Below are 16,712 nucleotides of genomic sequence, written 5' to 3'. Positions count from 1 at the left end.
AAGGCCGTGGGGTATATACGACCTCCAGACCCAAAGGTTTGAAAGCATTGTCCAGTTTGCCATCGATGAGATTGCGACAGCCGGGATCGCGACGCGGATTTTCGCGGCGATGAAGCGCCCCGTCGACCACGGCGCCATGGCCGTCTCAGGCTATACCGTTCCCTGGCATACAGCGGCCGGAACACCGGTCGCCCTTCATGTCTCGGCGTCGCGGCAGGTATGCCACGTGCACGTCGTGCGGCTCGACACGCCCGCGGCCGAGCCGATGGGCTGGCGCGTCGAGCCGACGGGAAATGCCGTGTCTCACCGCGATTTCGATCACGGATCCTTCCTGAAGATCGCGGCGGCGGAACTTGCCAAGGCCACCGAGATCGAAGGCGTCGCCTTCGAAGTATACTTGACCCGCAACGATGGCGCCCGCGTGCTGTTCGAAAGCGGGAACCTGCGCCTCGGCTTGCAGGACGGGCGGCTGATGTCAGCCGCCGACGGCAACTCGCTCGATAGCGGCGTGGTCTTGCCGGCAAACACCTGGCTCAAGGTCGAGATTTCGTCGAACGACGGCGCGACCGTGCTGCGGATCGACTCGGACGATCTCCTGTCGCCGTTTCGCGTGGATCATCGATTCGACCTGCCGTGGCGGCCCCTGACCGGTGACATGGTCTTCGGCACCAGCACGGCAAACGATGTAAGGTCGCTGAACGCCAAGTTCTCGGCGATCTCGCTGCGAACCGCGGCCGGTCGTATCGCCTGGATTTTTCCGACCCTGCTGCCGAGCGGCCCGCTCGCCTCGACAGGCACCGATCGCGTCCTCTTGCTGGAGACGATCAACCAGCCCGCCTTCTGCATGACCTCACGCCGTTGGGATGGGTCGAGCTTTGATCCCCGCTTGGTGCCATCGCATTACGACGCCGTGCATTGCCATGACGACGACATGGGCGCGTTGGGCTGGCCCCCCTCTTATCATCTGCAGATCCCTGCCGATGCCTCTGCCGGCGTCTATGCCTTCGAAGTCAGCCATGACGGTGGATCGGAGCGCATCGTCTTCTTCATCACCTCGACGGCACGCCGGGCACCGCTGCTGTTCCTGGTGCCGACGGCCACCTATCTCGCCTATGCCGATGAATTCCTGCCGGCGCATCTCTACGAATGGATGTGCGAGGATCGCGGCCATCGCTTCGCGATCGATAACAATCTGAAGTCGCTCTACGACTATCACAGCGATCTCAGCGGCGTGTCGATCTGTTCCACGAGGAAGCCCAAGGCGACGCTGCGCGACGACTACAATTATCCGCTCTGCGGCTGCCCGCACAACCTGCCCGTCGACCTGCATTTTCTGCGCTTCTGCCACAAGAATGATATCGGCTTCGATCTCATCACCGACCGCGACCTGCACGAACTGGGTCTTGCCTGCCTGCAGGGCTACGAGGCGGTCATCACCGGCAGCCATCCCGAATACATGTCGGTCGAGATGGAGCATGCGCTGCGCCAATTCGCGGCGGCGGGTGGCAGCATCGCCTATCTCGGCGGCAATGGTCTTGCCGGCAAGGTGGCGTTCCAGGACGATCTGATGGAATTGCGCCGCTCGCCGCTCGAGGCGGGCCGGACCTGGGACGGCTCTATCGCCGAACAGTCACTGTCGATTACCAACCAGCCGGGAGGGTACCTGCGCGCCAGCGGGCGCGGCGAGTTCTCGCTGACCGGCGTCGCCATCTCGCTGATGGGGTTCGACGGCGCGCGGCCCTTCACACGCACGCCTCAAAGCCATGAAGCTTCCGCTGCATGGCTGTTCGACGGCGTCGCCAACGAGACCTTCGGCGACGAGGGCATCGTGCTTGGAGGCGCCGCCGGCTACGAGGTGGATGCCACCGACCCGCATCTGGGCACATCCCCCGACACCATGGTCATTGCGCGCGCGACCGGGTTCCCGGACAGCTTCGTCCATGACGCCACGCGATGGTACGAGGGAGGTGACAGAGAGCGCGACGGGCGCCGTTGCGCGGAGATGACGCTGCGCCATCTGCCCTCGGGCGGCCTGATCTTCTGCGCGAGTTCGGTCGCTTGGTGCGGCGCCTTGCCTGTCAGCGATGCCATGAACGACGTCGGCCGGATCACCAGGAATTTGCTGACGCATATGGCATTGGAGAAGAGCGGGCCGGTTCCGGATCGATAGGCGGAAAGGAAGGCAGCCCGCCGCACCGAGCCGGCTCCTGCGGTTGGCTTGCCGCGCAACGATCGAAGCGTCTATCATGCTCGATCAATCGGCGGCTTGGGTGTTCCCGCCGTGCCAGGCCTAAGCTTTGTCCGCGGCGCGTGTCGTCAGGTCATTTTCAGAACGGATGAAGGTGCGCCCCGCCAATGGCCGGCAGAACACATTTCGGTTTGACCGCCGTAGACACCGTGCCCTTGCACGAGAAGGTCTATCTGGAGCTTGTGCGAGCCCTGATGTCGGGGCAATTCCTGCCCGGCCAGAAGCTGACCTCGCGCAAACTCGCCAAGGAACTCGGCACCAGCGACATGCCGGTGCGCAGTGCCTTCATGCGGCTGCAGGCATTGCGGGCACTGAGCCCGATGCCGAATGGCAGCGTCGAGGTGCCGGTGATCTCGGCCGAGCGGTTCTCGCAATTGACCGCCGTGCGCACACTGCTCGAAGGCCCGGCAACCGAACTTGCGACGAAACTGATCAACGGCAACAATCTGCGGACGATCCGACGCCATTGCACAGAACTGACCCTGACGGCCAGCAAAGGCGATATTGGCGACTATCTCAGGAAGAACCACGATTTTAAATTCTCGATCTATCGCCATTGCGGCAACGAGCAGATGATTTTCCTGATCGAGACGGTGTGGATGCAGGTCGGCCCGTTTCTCAGAAACCTCGCCATGGGATTCGAGGACGACCTCTCCTCCATTCTGGATATCGACTATCACGAGGAAGTCGTTGCCGCGATCGAGGCGCAGGACGGTGGGCGAGCGCGGGCGGCCATCGTTCGCGACATCGACGAGGGTGCTGCCCACATCCTGCGGCAGGTCAGATTCCCGGAAGCGAGGAGCTAGGCCGATGTCTCCTGCACCCCAGACCACTTGGCTTTCCCTTGCCTTGTCGCTATGTTGCGATCGCAGATCGCGCAATTGGTTCCTGAAATGCCTCCCGACATACCGGCTAATGACTTGAAAAGATGAAGGAAAATTTCCGACCTATGTCGGAGATGCCTTCATGAACTCGTCAGCTGCTTTGTCGTAGAAAATAGGGTGCTCGCCTCAGACGCGACACCGCAGGGAACCAGAGGTTTGAAATTGAGCGATGCAATTACGGACGTTTTGAACTGGCTTGAAAGCCGAAGCGACATCCTGAGCCTGAGGGCCGCGGTGTGCGACCTCAACGGCATCATGCGGGGAAAACGCATCCCCGTCGAGCAGGCCCGCAAGGCGCTGGAGGGCAAGCTGCGCATGCCCTACTCGCTGATCGGGCTCGATGTCTGGGGCGAGGACATCGAAGGCAACAGCCTGGTCTTCTCGACCGGCGATGCCGACGGTCTTTGCCAATGGACGGGTCGCGGCATTCTGCCGGTGGAATGGACGGCGCATCCGACGGCGCTCGTCCCGCTCTGGCTAGCCGATGAGAGCGGAGCGCCCTATCTCGGCGACCCCCGGCGGGCACTCGCCCGCATCCTCGATCGCTACAAGGCGCTCGGCCTCACTCCTGTCGCGGCAACCGAACTGGAATTCTACCTGGTCGATCCGCAATCACAGCGGCCGGTCGGGCCCGTGTCCCCGGTCACCGGGCGGCGTCTCGATTCCGACGCGGCGCTGTCGATCGACGAAATCGACGATTTCGAAGCCTTCATCCACGACATCTATGAAGCCTGCCGCGCGCAAGGCATTCCCGTCGATACGGCCATCGCCGAAAACGGCGTCGGCCAGTTCGAGATCAACCTGAACCATGTCGCCGACGCGTTGCGGGCGGCCGACGATGCGGTGTTGTTCAAGCGCACGGTGAAGGGCATTGCCCGCAAGCACGGCTTTGCCGCCTGCTTCATGGCCAAGCCCTATGGCGACCGCGCCGGCAACGGCTTCCATGTCCATTTCAGCCTGGTCGATGCCGATGGGCGCAACGTGTTCGACGACGGCACCGACCAGGGTTCCGACATCATGCGACACGCGGTCGGCGGGCTGCTGGCGGCGATGGCCGAAAGCACGCTGGTGTTCGCGCCGCATTTCAATTCCTACCGCAGGCTGCGCCCGAGATCCTACGCGCCGACCGCGGTCGCCTGGGGTTACGAGAACCGCATGGTCGCGATCCGCATCCCCGGCGGCCCGACCGGCGCGCGCCGCATCGAACATCGCGTCTCGGGAGCCGACGCCAACCCCTACCTCGTGCTTGCCGCCATACTGGGCGCCGCGCTGATCGGCATCGAGAAGCAGATGTCGCCAGGCGACCCGGCGGGGAATGACGGGCAAGGCGTCGCCCCGGCCAAACTGCCGCCGGACTGGGCGTCGGCGATCGCAACCTTTGAAGGCGGGACGCATGTGGCGGAGATCTTCCCGTCGATCCTGCGCGACTCCTTCGTCGCCTGCAAACGCCAGGAATTGAATACGTTTGCCCTCAACGTGAGCGATTTCGAGATCGAGACCTATCTCGAAAGCGTCTGAGGCCTCTACGACGAGCGCTCGGCCTTCAGCACCGTGACCGCGGCCTCGCTGTTGTGAACGTAGTCGTTGGCGTCGGGCTGCTTCTGAACCAGCAAGATGAACAGAAGGTCGGTCAGCGTCAGCTGGGCGTCGCGCGCGGTGATGGAGGAAGAGCGCGCACGTTCCTCGTCAGCGAGGGTGTAGAGGCGGATGTCGGCGACGCGGCTCAGCGGATTGTCGTGCAGGCCGGTGACGGCGATCACCGTCGTGCCACGCTTGCTGGCAAGTTCGGCGATGCGCAAGGTTTCGATACTGGCGCCGGAATAGGACAGCGCGAACAGCACATCGTCAGGCCCGAGCGTCGAGGCGTTGGCCATCTGGATGTGGCTGTCGCTGTCATGCAGCACATTGCGGCCGAGCTTCATCAGCTTGTAGGAAAAATCACGTGCCACTAGCGAGGAAGCGCCGACGCCGACCAGATGGATGCGCCGCGCGCCATCCAGCAGGTCCAGCGTCCGGGAGAGAATGCGCTCGCTGTTGGCGGCGACGGTCTGCTGCATCGACAGCAGCTTGCTGCCGATCAGCTTCTTCAGGATGACCGGAAAACCGTCACCCACCTCGATCGAGCCGTGGATGACGCCGGCCGGCACCTGCCAATCCTGCGCCTTGGCCTCGCTGACGGCGAGCTTGAGCTCCTGGTAGCTGGCATAGCCGAGCTTCTGGCTGAACTTGACGACGCTAGACTGGCTGCGGCCGATCTCGGCCGCGAGTGCGGCCGTCGACAGCCGCAGCATCTGGTCGGGATTTCCGATGATGTAACGGCCTATCTCGCGATCGCCGGGCGCCATGCCGTCGAGCTCGGCACTGATCCTGCTTAAGACGGACACGGAAATCCCTCGCTCTTCCTTGCAAGAAGAGGAATAAATTATTCCAATTTTGATTGACAGCCAAGAACGCAGAATTAATTCTCGACTTGGCCCGGGGTCGTCGCTCGGGATTCCCGGGCAGGTCACCGGATGTGGCCGTCAAGGTTCCAGCCATGGACAGATTGCGGATCGTCGGCGGACAGAGACTGCAGGGCGCGGTCACCATTTCGGGCGCCAAGAATGCCGCTTTGCCGCAGATCGCGGCTGCGCTGCTCAGCCCCTATCCGCTGGAATTGACCAATCTGCCCGATGTGACCGACGTCGAAAACATGCTCGGCGTGGTGCGACTTCACGGCGCCGAAATCACCCGGTCCGCCCATGCCGCCACCATCGACACAAGTACCGCCGTTTCCAAGGAGACGTCCTACGACACGGTTCGGAAAATGCGGGCGACGGTGCTTGTCCTGGCGCCGTTGCTGGCGCGGTTCGGCCATGCCCGGGTTTCGCTGCCGGGCGGCTGCGCGATCGGCGCGCGGCCGCTCGACATGCATGTCGCCGCACTCGCCGCGCTCGGCGCCAGGATCGCCGTCGAGAACGGCCTGATCGTCGCCGCGGCCCCGAACGGGCTGACCGGCACGCGCATCGTGCTCCCCTCGCCATCGGTCGGGGCGACGGAAACCGCGATGATGGCGGCGACCGCGGCCAAGGGCGAAAGCGAGATCCTGAACGCGGCGCGCGAGCCGGAAGTAGCCGATCTCGCCGCTTGCCTCGTTGCCATGGGCGCGCGCATCGAGGGCGCCGGCACGCACCGTATCCTGATCGCGGGCGACACCAGCTGGCATGCCGCCAGGCATGACATCATCCCCGACCGCATCGAGGCCGGCACCTATGCCATCGCGGCCGCAATCACCGGCGGCCAGCTCGAACTGACGCATGCCCGGCTCGAGCACATGGCCTCTGTCGTGCAATTGCTGGAGGCTACCGGCGTCAGCGTCTGGCCAGGCGATCGCGGTCTGATCGTCTCGCGCGACCGACCGCTCAAGGCCGCGGATCTGACGACGGAACCTTATCCGGGCTTTCCGACCGACCTGCAGGCGCAGTTCATGGCGCTGATGTGCTGCGCGCAGGGTGCGTCGCTGCTGCGCGAAACCATCTTCGAGAACCGCTTCATGCATGTGCCCGAACTGATGCGGCTCGGCGCCAACATCAAGCTGCAAGGCACCATGGCGCTGGTGCGCGGCGGCGAGAAATTGCACGGCGCGCAGGTGATGGCCACCGATCTGCGCGCTTCGGTGTCTCTGGTGCTGGCCGCGCTGGTCTGTGAAGGCGAGACGACAATCAACCGCGTCTATCACCTCGACCGCGGCTACGAGCAACTGGACCGCAAGCTGCGCCTATGCGGCGCCGACATCGAGCGGCTGGGCGCATGAATACCGAAGCGGATTATTTTCTCGGCGTCGATGGCGGCGGCACCGGTTGCCGCGCCCGTGTCGAGGACGCGCAAGGCAAGGTGCTGGGACAGAGCCTGTCGGGGCCGGCGACGACGCGGCTCGGCATCGAGGCAGCCTGGGCCTCCATCGCCAAAGCTTTCGGCGCGGCGATCGAGGACGCAGGTTTCGCGCCAGCCGAAACCGCCAAGATCCATGCCGGCGTCGGCCTTGCCGGCATCGGTCGCAAAGGCGCGCTTGAGGCGTTGCGGGCAATCGCGCACCCCTTTGCCGGCATCGACTTCGTCAGCGACGGCATCGGTGCCTGCCTTGGCGCGCATTCCGGCCAGGACGGCGCCATCGTCATCGCCGGGACCGGCTCGATCGGCCTCGGCTTCGTCGAGGGCCGCGACCTGCGCGCCGGCGGCTACGGGTTTCCGATCTCCGACGAGGGCAGCGGCGCCGACCTTGGATTGAAAGCCGTGCAACTGGCATTGCGCGCCCATGACGGCCGCCACGAGCGCACGGCGCTGCTGGCGGAGGTCATGCAGCGCTTCGCGGGCGACCCAATGGAGGCCGTCGCCTGGATGGACCGCGCCAGCGCCACGGACTATGCCGCGCTTGCACCCATGGTGATGCGCCATGCCGACCAGGGCGATCCCGTTGGGCGCCGCATCGTGCAAGGTGCCGCCGAACAGATCGACACGCTGGTGCGAGTGCTGTTCGAGAAGGGCGCGCCGCGCGTGACGTTGCTGGGCGGCCTCGCCAGCCCGCTCGAACCATGGCTTTCGCCCGATGTGCGGCGCCGCCTGAAGCCCGCCGACGGCGACGCCGTATCCGGCGCGATCATTCTTGCCAAGCGTTCGGTTTGCAAGGGATAGCCACAGGGACAGGAATAAAATATTCCAAACCTCTGTTGACGATGTGAATATCAAATTCTAAAAAGTTAACATAGAGACTGCGATGACGGACCAAGGACCGTCCGCACTGGTTGCCAGACGAGTGTTGCCGGGCGCCGTGCGGCAGAATTTTTGAAAGCGCTGGGATGACCGAGCAAGGGTTGATGTCCGAGCTGGATCGCTTGGTTTCCGAGGGTCGGAACCCAAGGACCGTCGACATCGATCTGCTGCCGACCATCGACGTGCTGCGCAGGATCAATGACGAGGACAAGATCGTCCCTGCGGCCGTCGAAAAGGTGCTGCCCGAAATTGCCGCCGCGGTGGATCGGATCGTGCTTGCCTTCCAGAGGGGCGCGCGCCTCATCTACATGGGCGCCGGCACCAGCGGCCGGCTTGGCGTGCTCGACGCTTCGGAATGCCCGCCGACATTCGGCGTGCCCGAACGCATGGTGGTCGGCCTGATTGCCGGCGGGCCCGACGCGCTGGTGCGCTCGCTCGAAGGCGCCGAGGATGACCCGAAGATGGCCACCAAGGCCTTGCAAGGGATCGGACTCACACCCGACGACGTGGTGGTCGGCATCGCGGTCAGCGGACGCACGCCCTACGTCATCGGCGGGCTGAACTATGCCAAGCGGGTGGGCGCGACAACGGTCGCCCTCTCCTGCAATCCGGCATCGGCCATTGCCGGCATCGCCGACATCGCCATCTCGCCCGTCGTCGGCCCCGAAGTGCTGACCGGCTCGACGCGGCTGAAATCGGGAACCGCGCAGAAGCTGGTGCTCAACATGCTGACCACGGCCTCGATGATCCGGATCGGCAAGAGCTACCAGAATCTGATGGTCGACCTGAACCCGTCGAACAGGAAGCTGGTGGCCCGGGCGATCAGGATCATCATGCAGACCACCGGCTGTACTCCGCAACAGGCACGAGAGTCGCTCGACCGGACCGGCAATGACGTCAAGCTGGCGATCCTGGTGACCATCACCGGCCTCGACGTGGACGCGGCGCGGGCTGCTTTGACCAGGGCCGGAGGGTTCCTGCGAAAGGCGATCGGTGACGAAGCGACCTGAAGCCGCTTTAGACAAGACGGCGTCAAGCCGCATAGACTGGGCCGACACTCCATAGCATGTGTGCCTTGGAAGCGGTCCTCGGAAACTGCAAGGCATCGAGTTCAATAATGGGAGACGAGAATGGTTCATCTTACAAGAAGGCTGCTTTCGGGCATCACCCTTGCCGCGATGCTCGGCATCGCGACGGTTTCGGCGCAGGCGGCGACGCTGCATATGGCCTGGTCCCAAGACGCCACCGGGCTTGATCCGCACAAGCAGACGGCCTTTTCGTCGCTGCGGCTCTTGGAGCTGATCTATGAGCCGCTGGTGCGCGTCGACGCCAGCCTGCGGATCATCCCCGCCATCGCCTCCTCCTGGGAGTTTTCGAAGGACGGCAAGGAGCTGACCTTCAAGCTCGATCCCAAGGCGAAATTCCAGGACGGCACGGCCGTGACCCCGGCCGACGTCAAGGCGTCGTTCGAGCGCATTCTCGACGAGAAGACCGGCGCCGCCGCCCGCGCCAACTTCCTGTCCATCGCCAGCATCGATACACCCGATCCGGCGACCGTCGTGTTCCACCTGTCGCAACCCGACGTGCCGATCCTGACGGCGATGAGCGACGTCAACGCGGCCATCGTTCCGGCGTCCGAGATCAAGGCCGGCTCGATCGGCACCAAGACGGTCGGTTCGGGCCCGTTCAAGCTCGACAAATGGGATCCCAATGCCAAGGAAGTCTTGAGCGCTAACAAGAACTGGGCCGGCGGCGCGACCGGCGTCGACGGCATCGAGATCAGCGTGCTGCCGGATGAGGCGGCGATCCTCGCCGCCATGCGCACCAAGCAGATCGATTTCGCGCTGCTGAATGACCCGCTCGTCGCCACGCTGGTGCCGAAGGAAGCCAGCCTGCAACTCAACCGCGTGCCGGTGCTGGCCTATCACGTGCTGCAGCTCAACCCGTCGCGTAAACCGATGACCGAGCTCAAGGTGCGCCAGGCGATCTCCTGCGCCATCGACCGGCAGGAGGTGCTGGACACCGCTTCGCTCGGCGAAGGCAAGGTCACCGGACCGCTGACCATCCCGGCGCTGGCGACCGATCCGAACCAGTTGTTCTGCTACAAGCGCGATGTCGAAAAGGCCAAGAAGCTGATGGCCGAGGCCGGCTTTGCCGACGGCTTTTCGGCGACGGTGATCGGCGCCACAGGCGAGCCGCCGACGGCAGTGGCCGAAGCGCAGGTCATCCAGTCGCAGCTCGCCGAAATCGGCGTCAAACTCGATATCAAGATGATGGAGCTCAACGTCTATGTCGACGCCTGGCTGAAGGGCGATTTCGACATGGCGATCGCGCTCAATGGCGGCCGGGCCGACCCCTATACCATGTACAACCGTTACTGGACCAAATCAGGCAATCTGCAGAAGGTGGCGAACTACATCGACGATACGCTCGACAGCCTGATGCAGCAGGGCCGTGCAGAAACCGATCCGGCCAAACGCAAAGCGATCTTCGCCGAATTCGAGAAGCATCTCGCCGAAATGTCGCCGTGGATCTGGCTCTACACCTCGTACAGCTACACGGCCCAGCAGAAGAACATATCCGGATTCGTGCCGACGCCGACCGGCACGCTGTTCAGCCTGAGCAAGGTGACGATCCAGTAGCTTCGGCAACGGGACGAGAGGTCTTCCTGGCGTGAACTATCTCTTGCGACGGCTGGCGACGTTTCCTCTCGTCCTGCTTGGCGTGTCCATCCTGGTCTTCGTGGCGATCCGGATGGTGCCTGGCGATTCGATCACGGCAATGCTGGGCACCGAGGCCGGCCTGCTGACGCCGGCGCAACGGGATTCGCTCGCCGCCTATTTCGGCATCGACCAGCCCTGGTTCGTCCAGTACTGGCACTGGATCGGCGGCATCCTGCACGGCAATTTCGGCATATCCGTCACCTATGGCAGGCCGGTTCTCGACGTCATCCTCGAGCGCTTTCCGCTGACGCTGGAACTGGCCGTGCTGTCAATGATCATCGCGCTCCTGGTCGGTATGCCGGCCGGCATCCACGCCGCCACGCACAATGAGAAGCTGTCGGATCTCGGTGTGCGCGTCGCCGCCATGATCGGCCAATCGACGCCGAGCTTCGTGCTTGGCTTGTTGATCATCTACACGCTGTCGGCGGGCTTCGGCGTGCTGCCGGCGATGGGCGAATTCGTGCCGCTCTGGCAGGATCCCTTGCGCAATCTCAGCCAGTTGATCCTGCCAGCCATCACGCTCGGCTTCGCCTTCGCGGCATCGGTCACCCGCATTGCGCGATCGGCAATGCTCGACGTGTTGAGCGACGATTATGTGCGCACCGCGCGCAGCAAGGGCGCTTCGGCGCGCAGCGTCATCTGGCGGCACGCGCTTCCCAATGCGCTGATTCCGGTGGTGACGCTGAGCGGCATGGAATTCGGCTATCTCCTGGGCGGCGCCGTCATCGTCGAGCAGATCTACGCCCTGCCCGGCCTCGGACGCATGGTGCTCGACGCCATCCTGCAACGCGATTACGCGCTGGTGCAGGGCAGCGTGCTGTTCATCGCCTTCAACTTCATGATCGTCAATCTCCTGGTCGACCTCGCCTATGTCGCGCTCGATCCGCGCATCCGACTGGGGGAACAGTGATGCGCATCCTGCGTGCCATCTTCGGCCATGGCAGCGGCCGCATCGGTGGCGTCATCGTGTGCGTCTATCTGCTGCTTGCCATCCTCGGCCTGCTCGGGTTGACGCCGCACAATCCGATCACGCAGTACCGTATCGACCGGCTACATGCGCCCAGCGCCGCCTACTGGATGGGCACCGACCTGTTCGGCCGCGACGTCGCCAGCCGCCTGATGGCGGGCATCGGCCAGTCTTTTACCGTCGCCTTCTTCTCGGTGGCCTTCGCGGCGCTTGCCGGAACGATCCTGGGGTTGGCCGCCGCCTGGCTCGGGCGCCGCTGGGACAGCGTCGTTATGCGGATCATGGACGTGCTGCTGGCCTTCCCGGCGATCCTTCTGGCACTGCTCATCGTCACCGTCGCCGGACCCGGCACCTGGACCAGCGTCGTTGCCATCGGCATCGTCTACACGCCGATCTTCACCCGCGTGGTGCGCGGCCCCGCGCTGTCGCTCAAGACACGCGAATTCGTCGATGCCGCGCGTACCTTCGGCAGCAGTTCAAGCTACATCGTCACGCGCCACCTGCTGCTCAACCTGGTGGCGCCGCTGACCGTGCAAGTGACGCTGGCACTCGCCTGGGCGCTGCTGACCGAAGCCGGCTTGAGTTTTCTCGGCCTCGGCACGCAGCCGCCCGCCGCGTCGCTCGGACTTATGCTGAGCGACAGCCGCAATCTGATGGAGACGGCACCCTGGCTGATGATCTTCCCGGGCCTGGCGATCATGATCAGCATTCTCGGCTTCAACCTTCTGGGCGACGCCTTGCGCGACATACTCGACCCGAGGACGCGGAGCGCGTTCGCATGACCGCGCTCTTGTCAGTCTCGGACCTGCGCGTCGGCTTCAGCCGCAATCCCTGGGCCAACGAGGTGGTGCGCGGCGTCAGTTTCGATATCGCCGACGGCGAGACGCTGGCCATTGTGGGCGAAAGCGGCTCGGGCAAGTCGGTGACGGCGCTGTCGATCAACCGGCTCGTCGATTTCGGTGGCGGCCGCATCACTGGTGGCTCGATGAAGCTCAAGCGGACCGATGGGACCATCTTCGAGTTGACGACCGCGACCGAACCGCAACTGACCGGCATTCGCGGCGCCGAGATCGGCATGATCTTTCAGGAACCGATGACCTCGCTCAACCCTGTGCTGACCATCGGCACCCAGATCGAGGAATCGTTCCGCCTGCATCGCGGCTTGACCGGCCGGCAGGCCACGGCGGCAGCGAGGGACGCGCTCGACCGCGTGCGCATTCCCGATGCCGCGCGCCGGCTGAAATACACGCCCAACCAGCTGTCCGGCGGCATGCTGCAGCGGGTGATGATCGCCATTGCCCTCGCCTGCAACCCGCGCCTGCTGATCGCCGACGAGCCGACGACGGCGCTCGATGTTACCGTGCAGGCGCAAATCATGGCGCTGCTTGCCGAGCTGAAGCGCGAAAGCGGCATGTCCGTTATCTTCATCACCCACGATATCGGCCTGGTTGCCGGCATCGCCGACAAGGTGATGGTGATGCAGAACGGGCAGGCCGTGGAACAGGGTGAGCTCAACCGTGTCCTCGACAGCCCCCAGCATCCCTACACCCAGCATCTGCTGCATGCCGTGCCACATTTCGCCAGCGGTCGCGCGACGCGCTCGGATGGGCAACGTGACAACGGCGCGAGCGCCGAACCGGCCTTGAAGGTCGATGGCCTGGTGGTGCGGTTTCCCCTCAAAAGCAGTTTCTTCAGCCGCGCCACCGGCGCGGTGCATGCCGTCGATGGCGTCGATTTCGACCTGATGCACGGCGAGACGCTGGCCATAGTCGGCGAGAGCGGTTCGGGCAAATCCACTGCGGCCAAGGCGATGCTAGGGCTTGTGCGGTCGACGCGCGGCAGCTTCTCGGTCAGCGCCCGAGCGGCCTCGCCGAGGCGCAGCGCCAAGCCCATTCAGATGGTGTTCCAGAACCCTTACGCCTCTCTCAATCCGAGGCTGACGATCGAGAGCATTCTGGCGGAACCCGTGATCGCCACCGGCGGCCGGGTGGATGCCGAAACGCGGGCCAGAATGGCGTGCCTGCTGGAACGCGTCGGCCTGCCCAAGAACAGCCTTGAGCGCTATCCGCATGAATTCTCCGGCGGCCAACGACAAAGGCTGTGCATCGCCCGAGCGCTGATGCTCAACCCGTCCGTCGTGGTCCTCGATGAAGCAGTGTCGGCGCTCGATGTGTCGGTGCAGGCCAAGGTGTTGGAGCTGCTGGTCGACCTGCAGCGCGAGTTTAGGCTGGCCTATCTGTTCATCTCGCATGACATGGCGGTGGTCGAGCGGATAGCGCACCGCATCGCGGTCATCTATGCCGGCCAGATCGTCGAGATCGGCGACGCACAATCCGTGCTGTCGAAGCCGAGGCATTCCTATACGAAGAAGCTGATATCAGCCGTTCCGGCCATCGACCGTCGGCGCGAGCATTTCGAGATCGACACGCGCCAGGTGCCCTCGCTGGTGCGCCCGCCAGGATTCGAGCCGGCGCCGGCGAAATGGGAGCGGTTTGGGGTGGATCATGTGGCGAGGGCGGAGGCTTAGAGATGTTTGCGGGACAGCGCCATCTCTCCGAGGGTGGCCGGCATTGAGCGACCTCCCCGAGATTTTCGATAGCGCATTCCAGCCCCTTGCAATGGCAGTAGCCGCCAAGCGAATCCCCGGCGGCGTGCTCGGAATTGTCGACAAAAACGGGGAACGTATCATCCGCGCGACCGGCTCAGCGCAGCTCGTGCCGAAGCCGCGCCCGATGCGGGAAAACACCTGGTTCGACCTGGCGTCGCTGACCAAGGTGATCTTCGCCACGCCGCGTATCCTGGCGCTGGCGCAGGACGGTATCATCGATCTCGACGCGCCGCTGATCTCCCTGCTTCCCGACCTTCGCCAGTATGACGCGAACGCATGGGAGCGGAAGGTGACCTTTCGCCAGTGCCTTGGCCACCAGACGCCGTTCCCCGCCGTCGAGCCGATCTACACTTATGGGCGCGACCCTGAACTGCTCCGCGCCTTCATCCTGCAGCGGGAATGGCGGGCGCGTGACCCTGTCTATTCCGACATCAATTTCATCCTGCTCGGCTTCGCGATGGAGCGACTGTCGGGCAAGAGCATCCGCGCCATGGAGCCCGGCCCAGGCTTTGCCTGGTTCGCGGAACCCGATACCGCCGCGGCGACCGAGGACTGCACCTGGCGCCATCGCGTGCTGTCCGGCGAGGTTCACGACGACAATTGCTCGGCGCTGCATGGTGCCGGCCATGCCGGCCTGTTCGGCACGGCAGCTTCGGTGCTCGATTTCGCCCGGGGATTGCTGGACGGAACGGGCGCATCCGAACAATCGATCGCGCTGATGCGCGAGCCCCTGTCGGCCACCCGCACCCATGGCTGGGAGCGCCCTTACGAAGGCTGGTCCGGCGGTGCGCTGTGCAGTCCGGGAACGATCGGCCACACCGGCTTTACCGGCACCGGGCTGTGGATCGACTTCCACCGGGGCAAGGCTTGGACCTTGCTCACCAACCGGATCCATCCGACACGTCATTTCGACAGCGGGATCGTTCAGCTTCGGCAAGCGGTCGGCGACCTAATAAATGGAGCTCAATGATGGAAGCTATCTGGGCCGTCGGCCTGATGACCGGCACGGTGCTTGACGGCAACATCGATGTCGCCCTGATCAAGACCGATGGCGAGCGGATAGACGATTTCGGCACTTACCGGCTGATGCCTTATCCCGCGTCGATCCGTTCGCTGCTGGAAGAGACGCTGGCGGCGGCGCGAGCCTGGAATTTCACCGGGCCGGAACCCGCGATTTTCCGCGGGGCCGAAGAGGCGCTGACGCGCGCGCAGTCGGCGGCGGTGAAGGAACTCGTGGAAGGTTACGGCATGACGATGGCCGAGATCGGGGTCGTCGGCTTTCACGGCCAGACCGTGCTGCATCGCGCGCCGCGGGTCGGACGGCTCGGCCAGACCCGGCAGCTCGGCGACGGCGAGCTGATGCATGCCATCCTCGGCACCAAGGTCGCCTATGATTTCCGCTCGGCCGACATGCGCGCCGGCGGACAAGGCGCGCCTTTGGCCGCTGCCTATCACACCGCGCTGATGCGCGGCGCCGGCGCCGGCGCCGGTGGCGAGGTGGCAGTGCTCAATCTCGGCGGCGTCGCCAACATCACCTGGTGGGACGGCGCCGACAATGTCATCGCCTTCGACACCGGCCCCGCCAATGCCCCGCTCAACGATTTCATCAAGTCGAAAGGGCTCGGCGATATGGACCGCGACGGCGCGCTTGGCCGCGCGGGAAAGGTGGACGAAGCCCGGCTCGCCAAGCTGTTGCAGCATCCTTATCTGACCAAGCCGTACCCAAAGTCACTCGACCGTTTCGACTTCGGCGCGGCCATGGCCGATGGCCTGAGCGCCGAGGATGGCGCGGCCCTGCTCACCGCCTTCACCGCGTCGGCTGTCGGCAAGGCGCTCGACCTTCTGCCAAGCCGGCCGAAGAAGCTGGTGGTCAGCGGGGGCGGCCGCCACAACCCGACGATGATGGCGATGCTCGCCAGCCGCGCCGGCGTCGAGGTGGTGCTGGCCGAAAGCCTCGGCTGGAGCGGCGACGCTGTGGAGGCGGAGTGTTTTGCCTTCCTCGCGGTTCGCGTGCTGCGCGGCCTGCCGATCAGTTTCCCGAGCACGACGGGCGCGCCGCAGCCGATGCGTGGCGGAAAGCTGGCTGGCTGATCAGTCGACCAGTTTCTTCCGCAGGAAGATGCGGCTGCGGCCGACAGGGAAATCGGCCAGCGTCCCGAACGGCTGATAGCCTTGCCTCTGATAGACCTTGGCGGCGTTAGGATTGAATGTATCGATCCAGGCGTTTTGGCAGCCGCGCGCCACGGCTTCGCGTTCAGCCGCGTCGAGTATCCGGCCTGCCATGTGCTGGCCGCGCAGCCTTTCGTCGACCCACAGCCACTGTACGTAGAGCCAACCCCAGGCGGTGTAGCCTGAAATGCCGGCGACGATCGCCCCGATCTCGTCGCGCACGAACACGGCCAGCGCCTTCCTTTCGGACGCGCCGACATCGCCGTCGTTGAACGCCGTCAGCCGTTCACTGAGAAAAGCGAGTTCTTCCGGCAGGGGATCGGCGGTCGTTTCAAATGTCGTGTTCATGGCTTTTCCGGATACT

At 64.4% G+C, this 16,712-nt stretch carries 14 protein-coding genes; 12 read left to right on the top strand and 2 right to left on the bottom strand.

Annotation, left to right across the window (positions count from 1 at the left end; translation table 11 throughout):
• Positions 1–109 precede the first annotated feature (109 nt).
• The 3 genes from AC3CB8_RS13675 (at position 110) to AC3CB8_RS13665 (ending at position 4,650) form a co-directional block, all read left to right on the top strand.
• Positions 110–2,170 (top strand): N,N-dimethylformamidase beta subunit family domain-containing protein, encoded by a 2,061-nt coding sequence (locus AC3CB8_RS13675; protein ID WP_352562980.1) that lies wholly within the window; start codon positions 110–112, stop codon positions 2,168–2,170.
• 185 nt (positions 2,171–2,355) lie between these two features.
• Entirely contained in the window at positions 2,356–3,054 is a 699-nt protein-coding gene (locus tag AC3CB8_RS13670; protein ID WP_023771116.1) for a GntR family transcriptional regulator, read from the top strand.
• Positions 3,055–3,294: 240 nt separating this feature from the next.
• Entirely contained in the window at positions 3,295–4,650 is a 1,356-nt protein-coding gene (locus AC3CB8_RS13665; RefSeq protein ID WP_352562979.1) for a glutamine synthetase family protein, read from the top strand.
• Positions 4,651–4,655: 5 nt separating this feature from the next.
• Here AC3CB8_RS13665 and AC3CB8_RS13660 read toward each other — a convergent pair whose 3' ends face one another.
• A complete protein-coding gene (locus AC3CB8_RS13660; protein WP_023771118.1) occupies positions 4,656–5,516 on the bottom strand; it encodes a MurR/RpiR family transcriptional regulator in 861 nt (286 codons plus the stop codon).
• A 152-nt stretch (positions 5,517–5,668) separates the two neighbouring features.
• Here AC3CB8_RS13660 and murA point away from each other — a divergent pair, with 152 nt between their 5' ends.
• The 9 genes from murA to AC3CB8_RS13615 all read left to right on the top strand — a co-directional run bounded on the left by murA (position 5,669) and on the right by AC3CB8_RS13615 (position 16,270).
• The gene (murA, locus tag AC3CB8_RS13655) at positions 5,669–6,925 is read left to right on the top strand and encodes a UDP-N-acetylglucosamine 1-carboxyvinyltransferase (RefSeq protein WP_352562978.1); all 1,257 of its coding nucleotides are present in this window, start codon (positions 5,669–5,671) and stop codon (positions 6,923–6,925) included.
• Positions 6,922–7,803 carry a glucosamine kinase nucleotide-binding domain-containing protein gene (locus AC3CB8_RS13650; protein ID WP_352562977.1) on the top strand — a complete coding sequence of 294 codons (882 nt, stop codon included), beginning with the start codon at positions 6,922–6,924 and terminating at the stop codon, positions 7,801–7,803. The genes murA and AC3CB8_RS13650 overlap by 4 nt, the downstream gene beginning before the upstream one ends.
• A 164-nt stretch (positions 7,804–7,967) precedes the next feature.
• Entirely contained in the window at positions 7,968–8,891 is a 924-nt protein-coding gene (murQ, locus tag AC3CB8_RS13645) for an N-acetylmuramic acid 6-phosphate etherase (protein WP_023794640.1), read from the top strand.
• 120 nt (positions 8,892–9,011) lie between these two features.
• Positions 9,012–10,523, top strand: coding sequence for an ABC transporter substrate-binding protein (locus AC3CB8_RS13640; RefSeq protein WP_352562976.1), 1,512 nt, complete (start codon positions 9,012–9,014; stop codon positions 10,521–10,523).
• Between the two features lie 31 nt (positions 10,524–10,554).
• Positions 10,555–11,514, top strand: coding sequence for an ABC transporter permease (locus AC3CB8_RS13635; protein WP_352562975.1), 960 nt, complete (start codon positions 10,555–10,557; stop codon positions 11,512–11,514).
• Positions 11,514–12,353, top strand: a complete 840-nt coding sequence (locus AC3CB8_RS13630) for an ABC transporter permease (RefSeq protein ID WP_352546576.1) — start codon at positions 11,514–11,516, stop codon at positions 12,351–12,353. Before AC3CB8_RS13635 ends, AC3CB8_RS13630 begins: the two co-directional genes overlap by 1 nt.
• On the top strand, positions 12,350–14,098 hold the full coding sequence (locus AC3CB8_RS13625) for an ABC transporter ATP-binding protein (protein ID WP_352562974.1): 1,749 nt from the start codon (positions 12,350–12,352) through the stop codon (positions 14,096–14,098). Before AC3CB8_RS13630 ends, AC3CB8_RS13625 begins: the two co-directional genes overlap by 4 nt.
• A gap of 91 nt (positions 14,099–14,189) precedes the next feature.
• Positions 14,190–15,149, top strand: coding sequence for a serine hydrolase domain-containing protein (locus tag AC3CB8_RS13620; protein WP_352563029.1), 960 nt, complete (start codon positions 14,190–14,192; stop codon positions 15,147–15,149).
• Positions 15,149–16,270 (top strand): anhydro-N-acetylmuramic acid kinase, encoded by a 1,122-nt coding sequence (locus AC3CB8_RS13615; RefSeq protein WP_352563028.1) that lies wholly within the window; start codon positions 15,149–15,151, stop codon positions 16,268–16,270. Before AC3CB8_RS13620 ends, AC3CB8_RS13615 begins: the two co-directional genes overlap by 1 nt.
• Here AC3CB8_RS13615 and AC3CB8_RS13610 read toward each other — a convergent pair whose 3' ends face one another.
• The gene (locus tag AC3CB8_RS13610; protein ID WP_352562973.1) at positions 16,271–16,696 is read right to left on the bottom strand and encodes a GNAT family N-acetyltransferase; all 426 of its coding nucleotides are present in this window, start codon (positions 16,694–16,696) and stop codon (positions 16,271–16,273) included.
• Positions 16,697–16,712 lie beyond the last annotated feature (16 nt).

The sequence above is a fragment of the Mesorhizobium sp. P160927 genome (genome assembly GCF_057766385.1).
The sequence above is the reverse complement of the archived record's forward strand: the minus strand, read 5'-3'. Positions and strand labels throughout refer to the sequence as shown.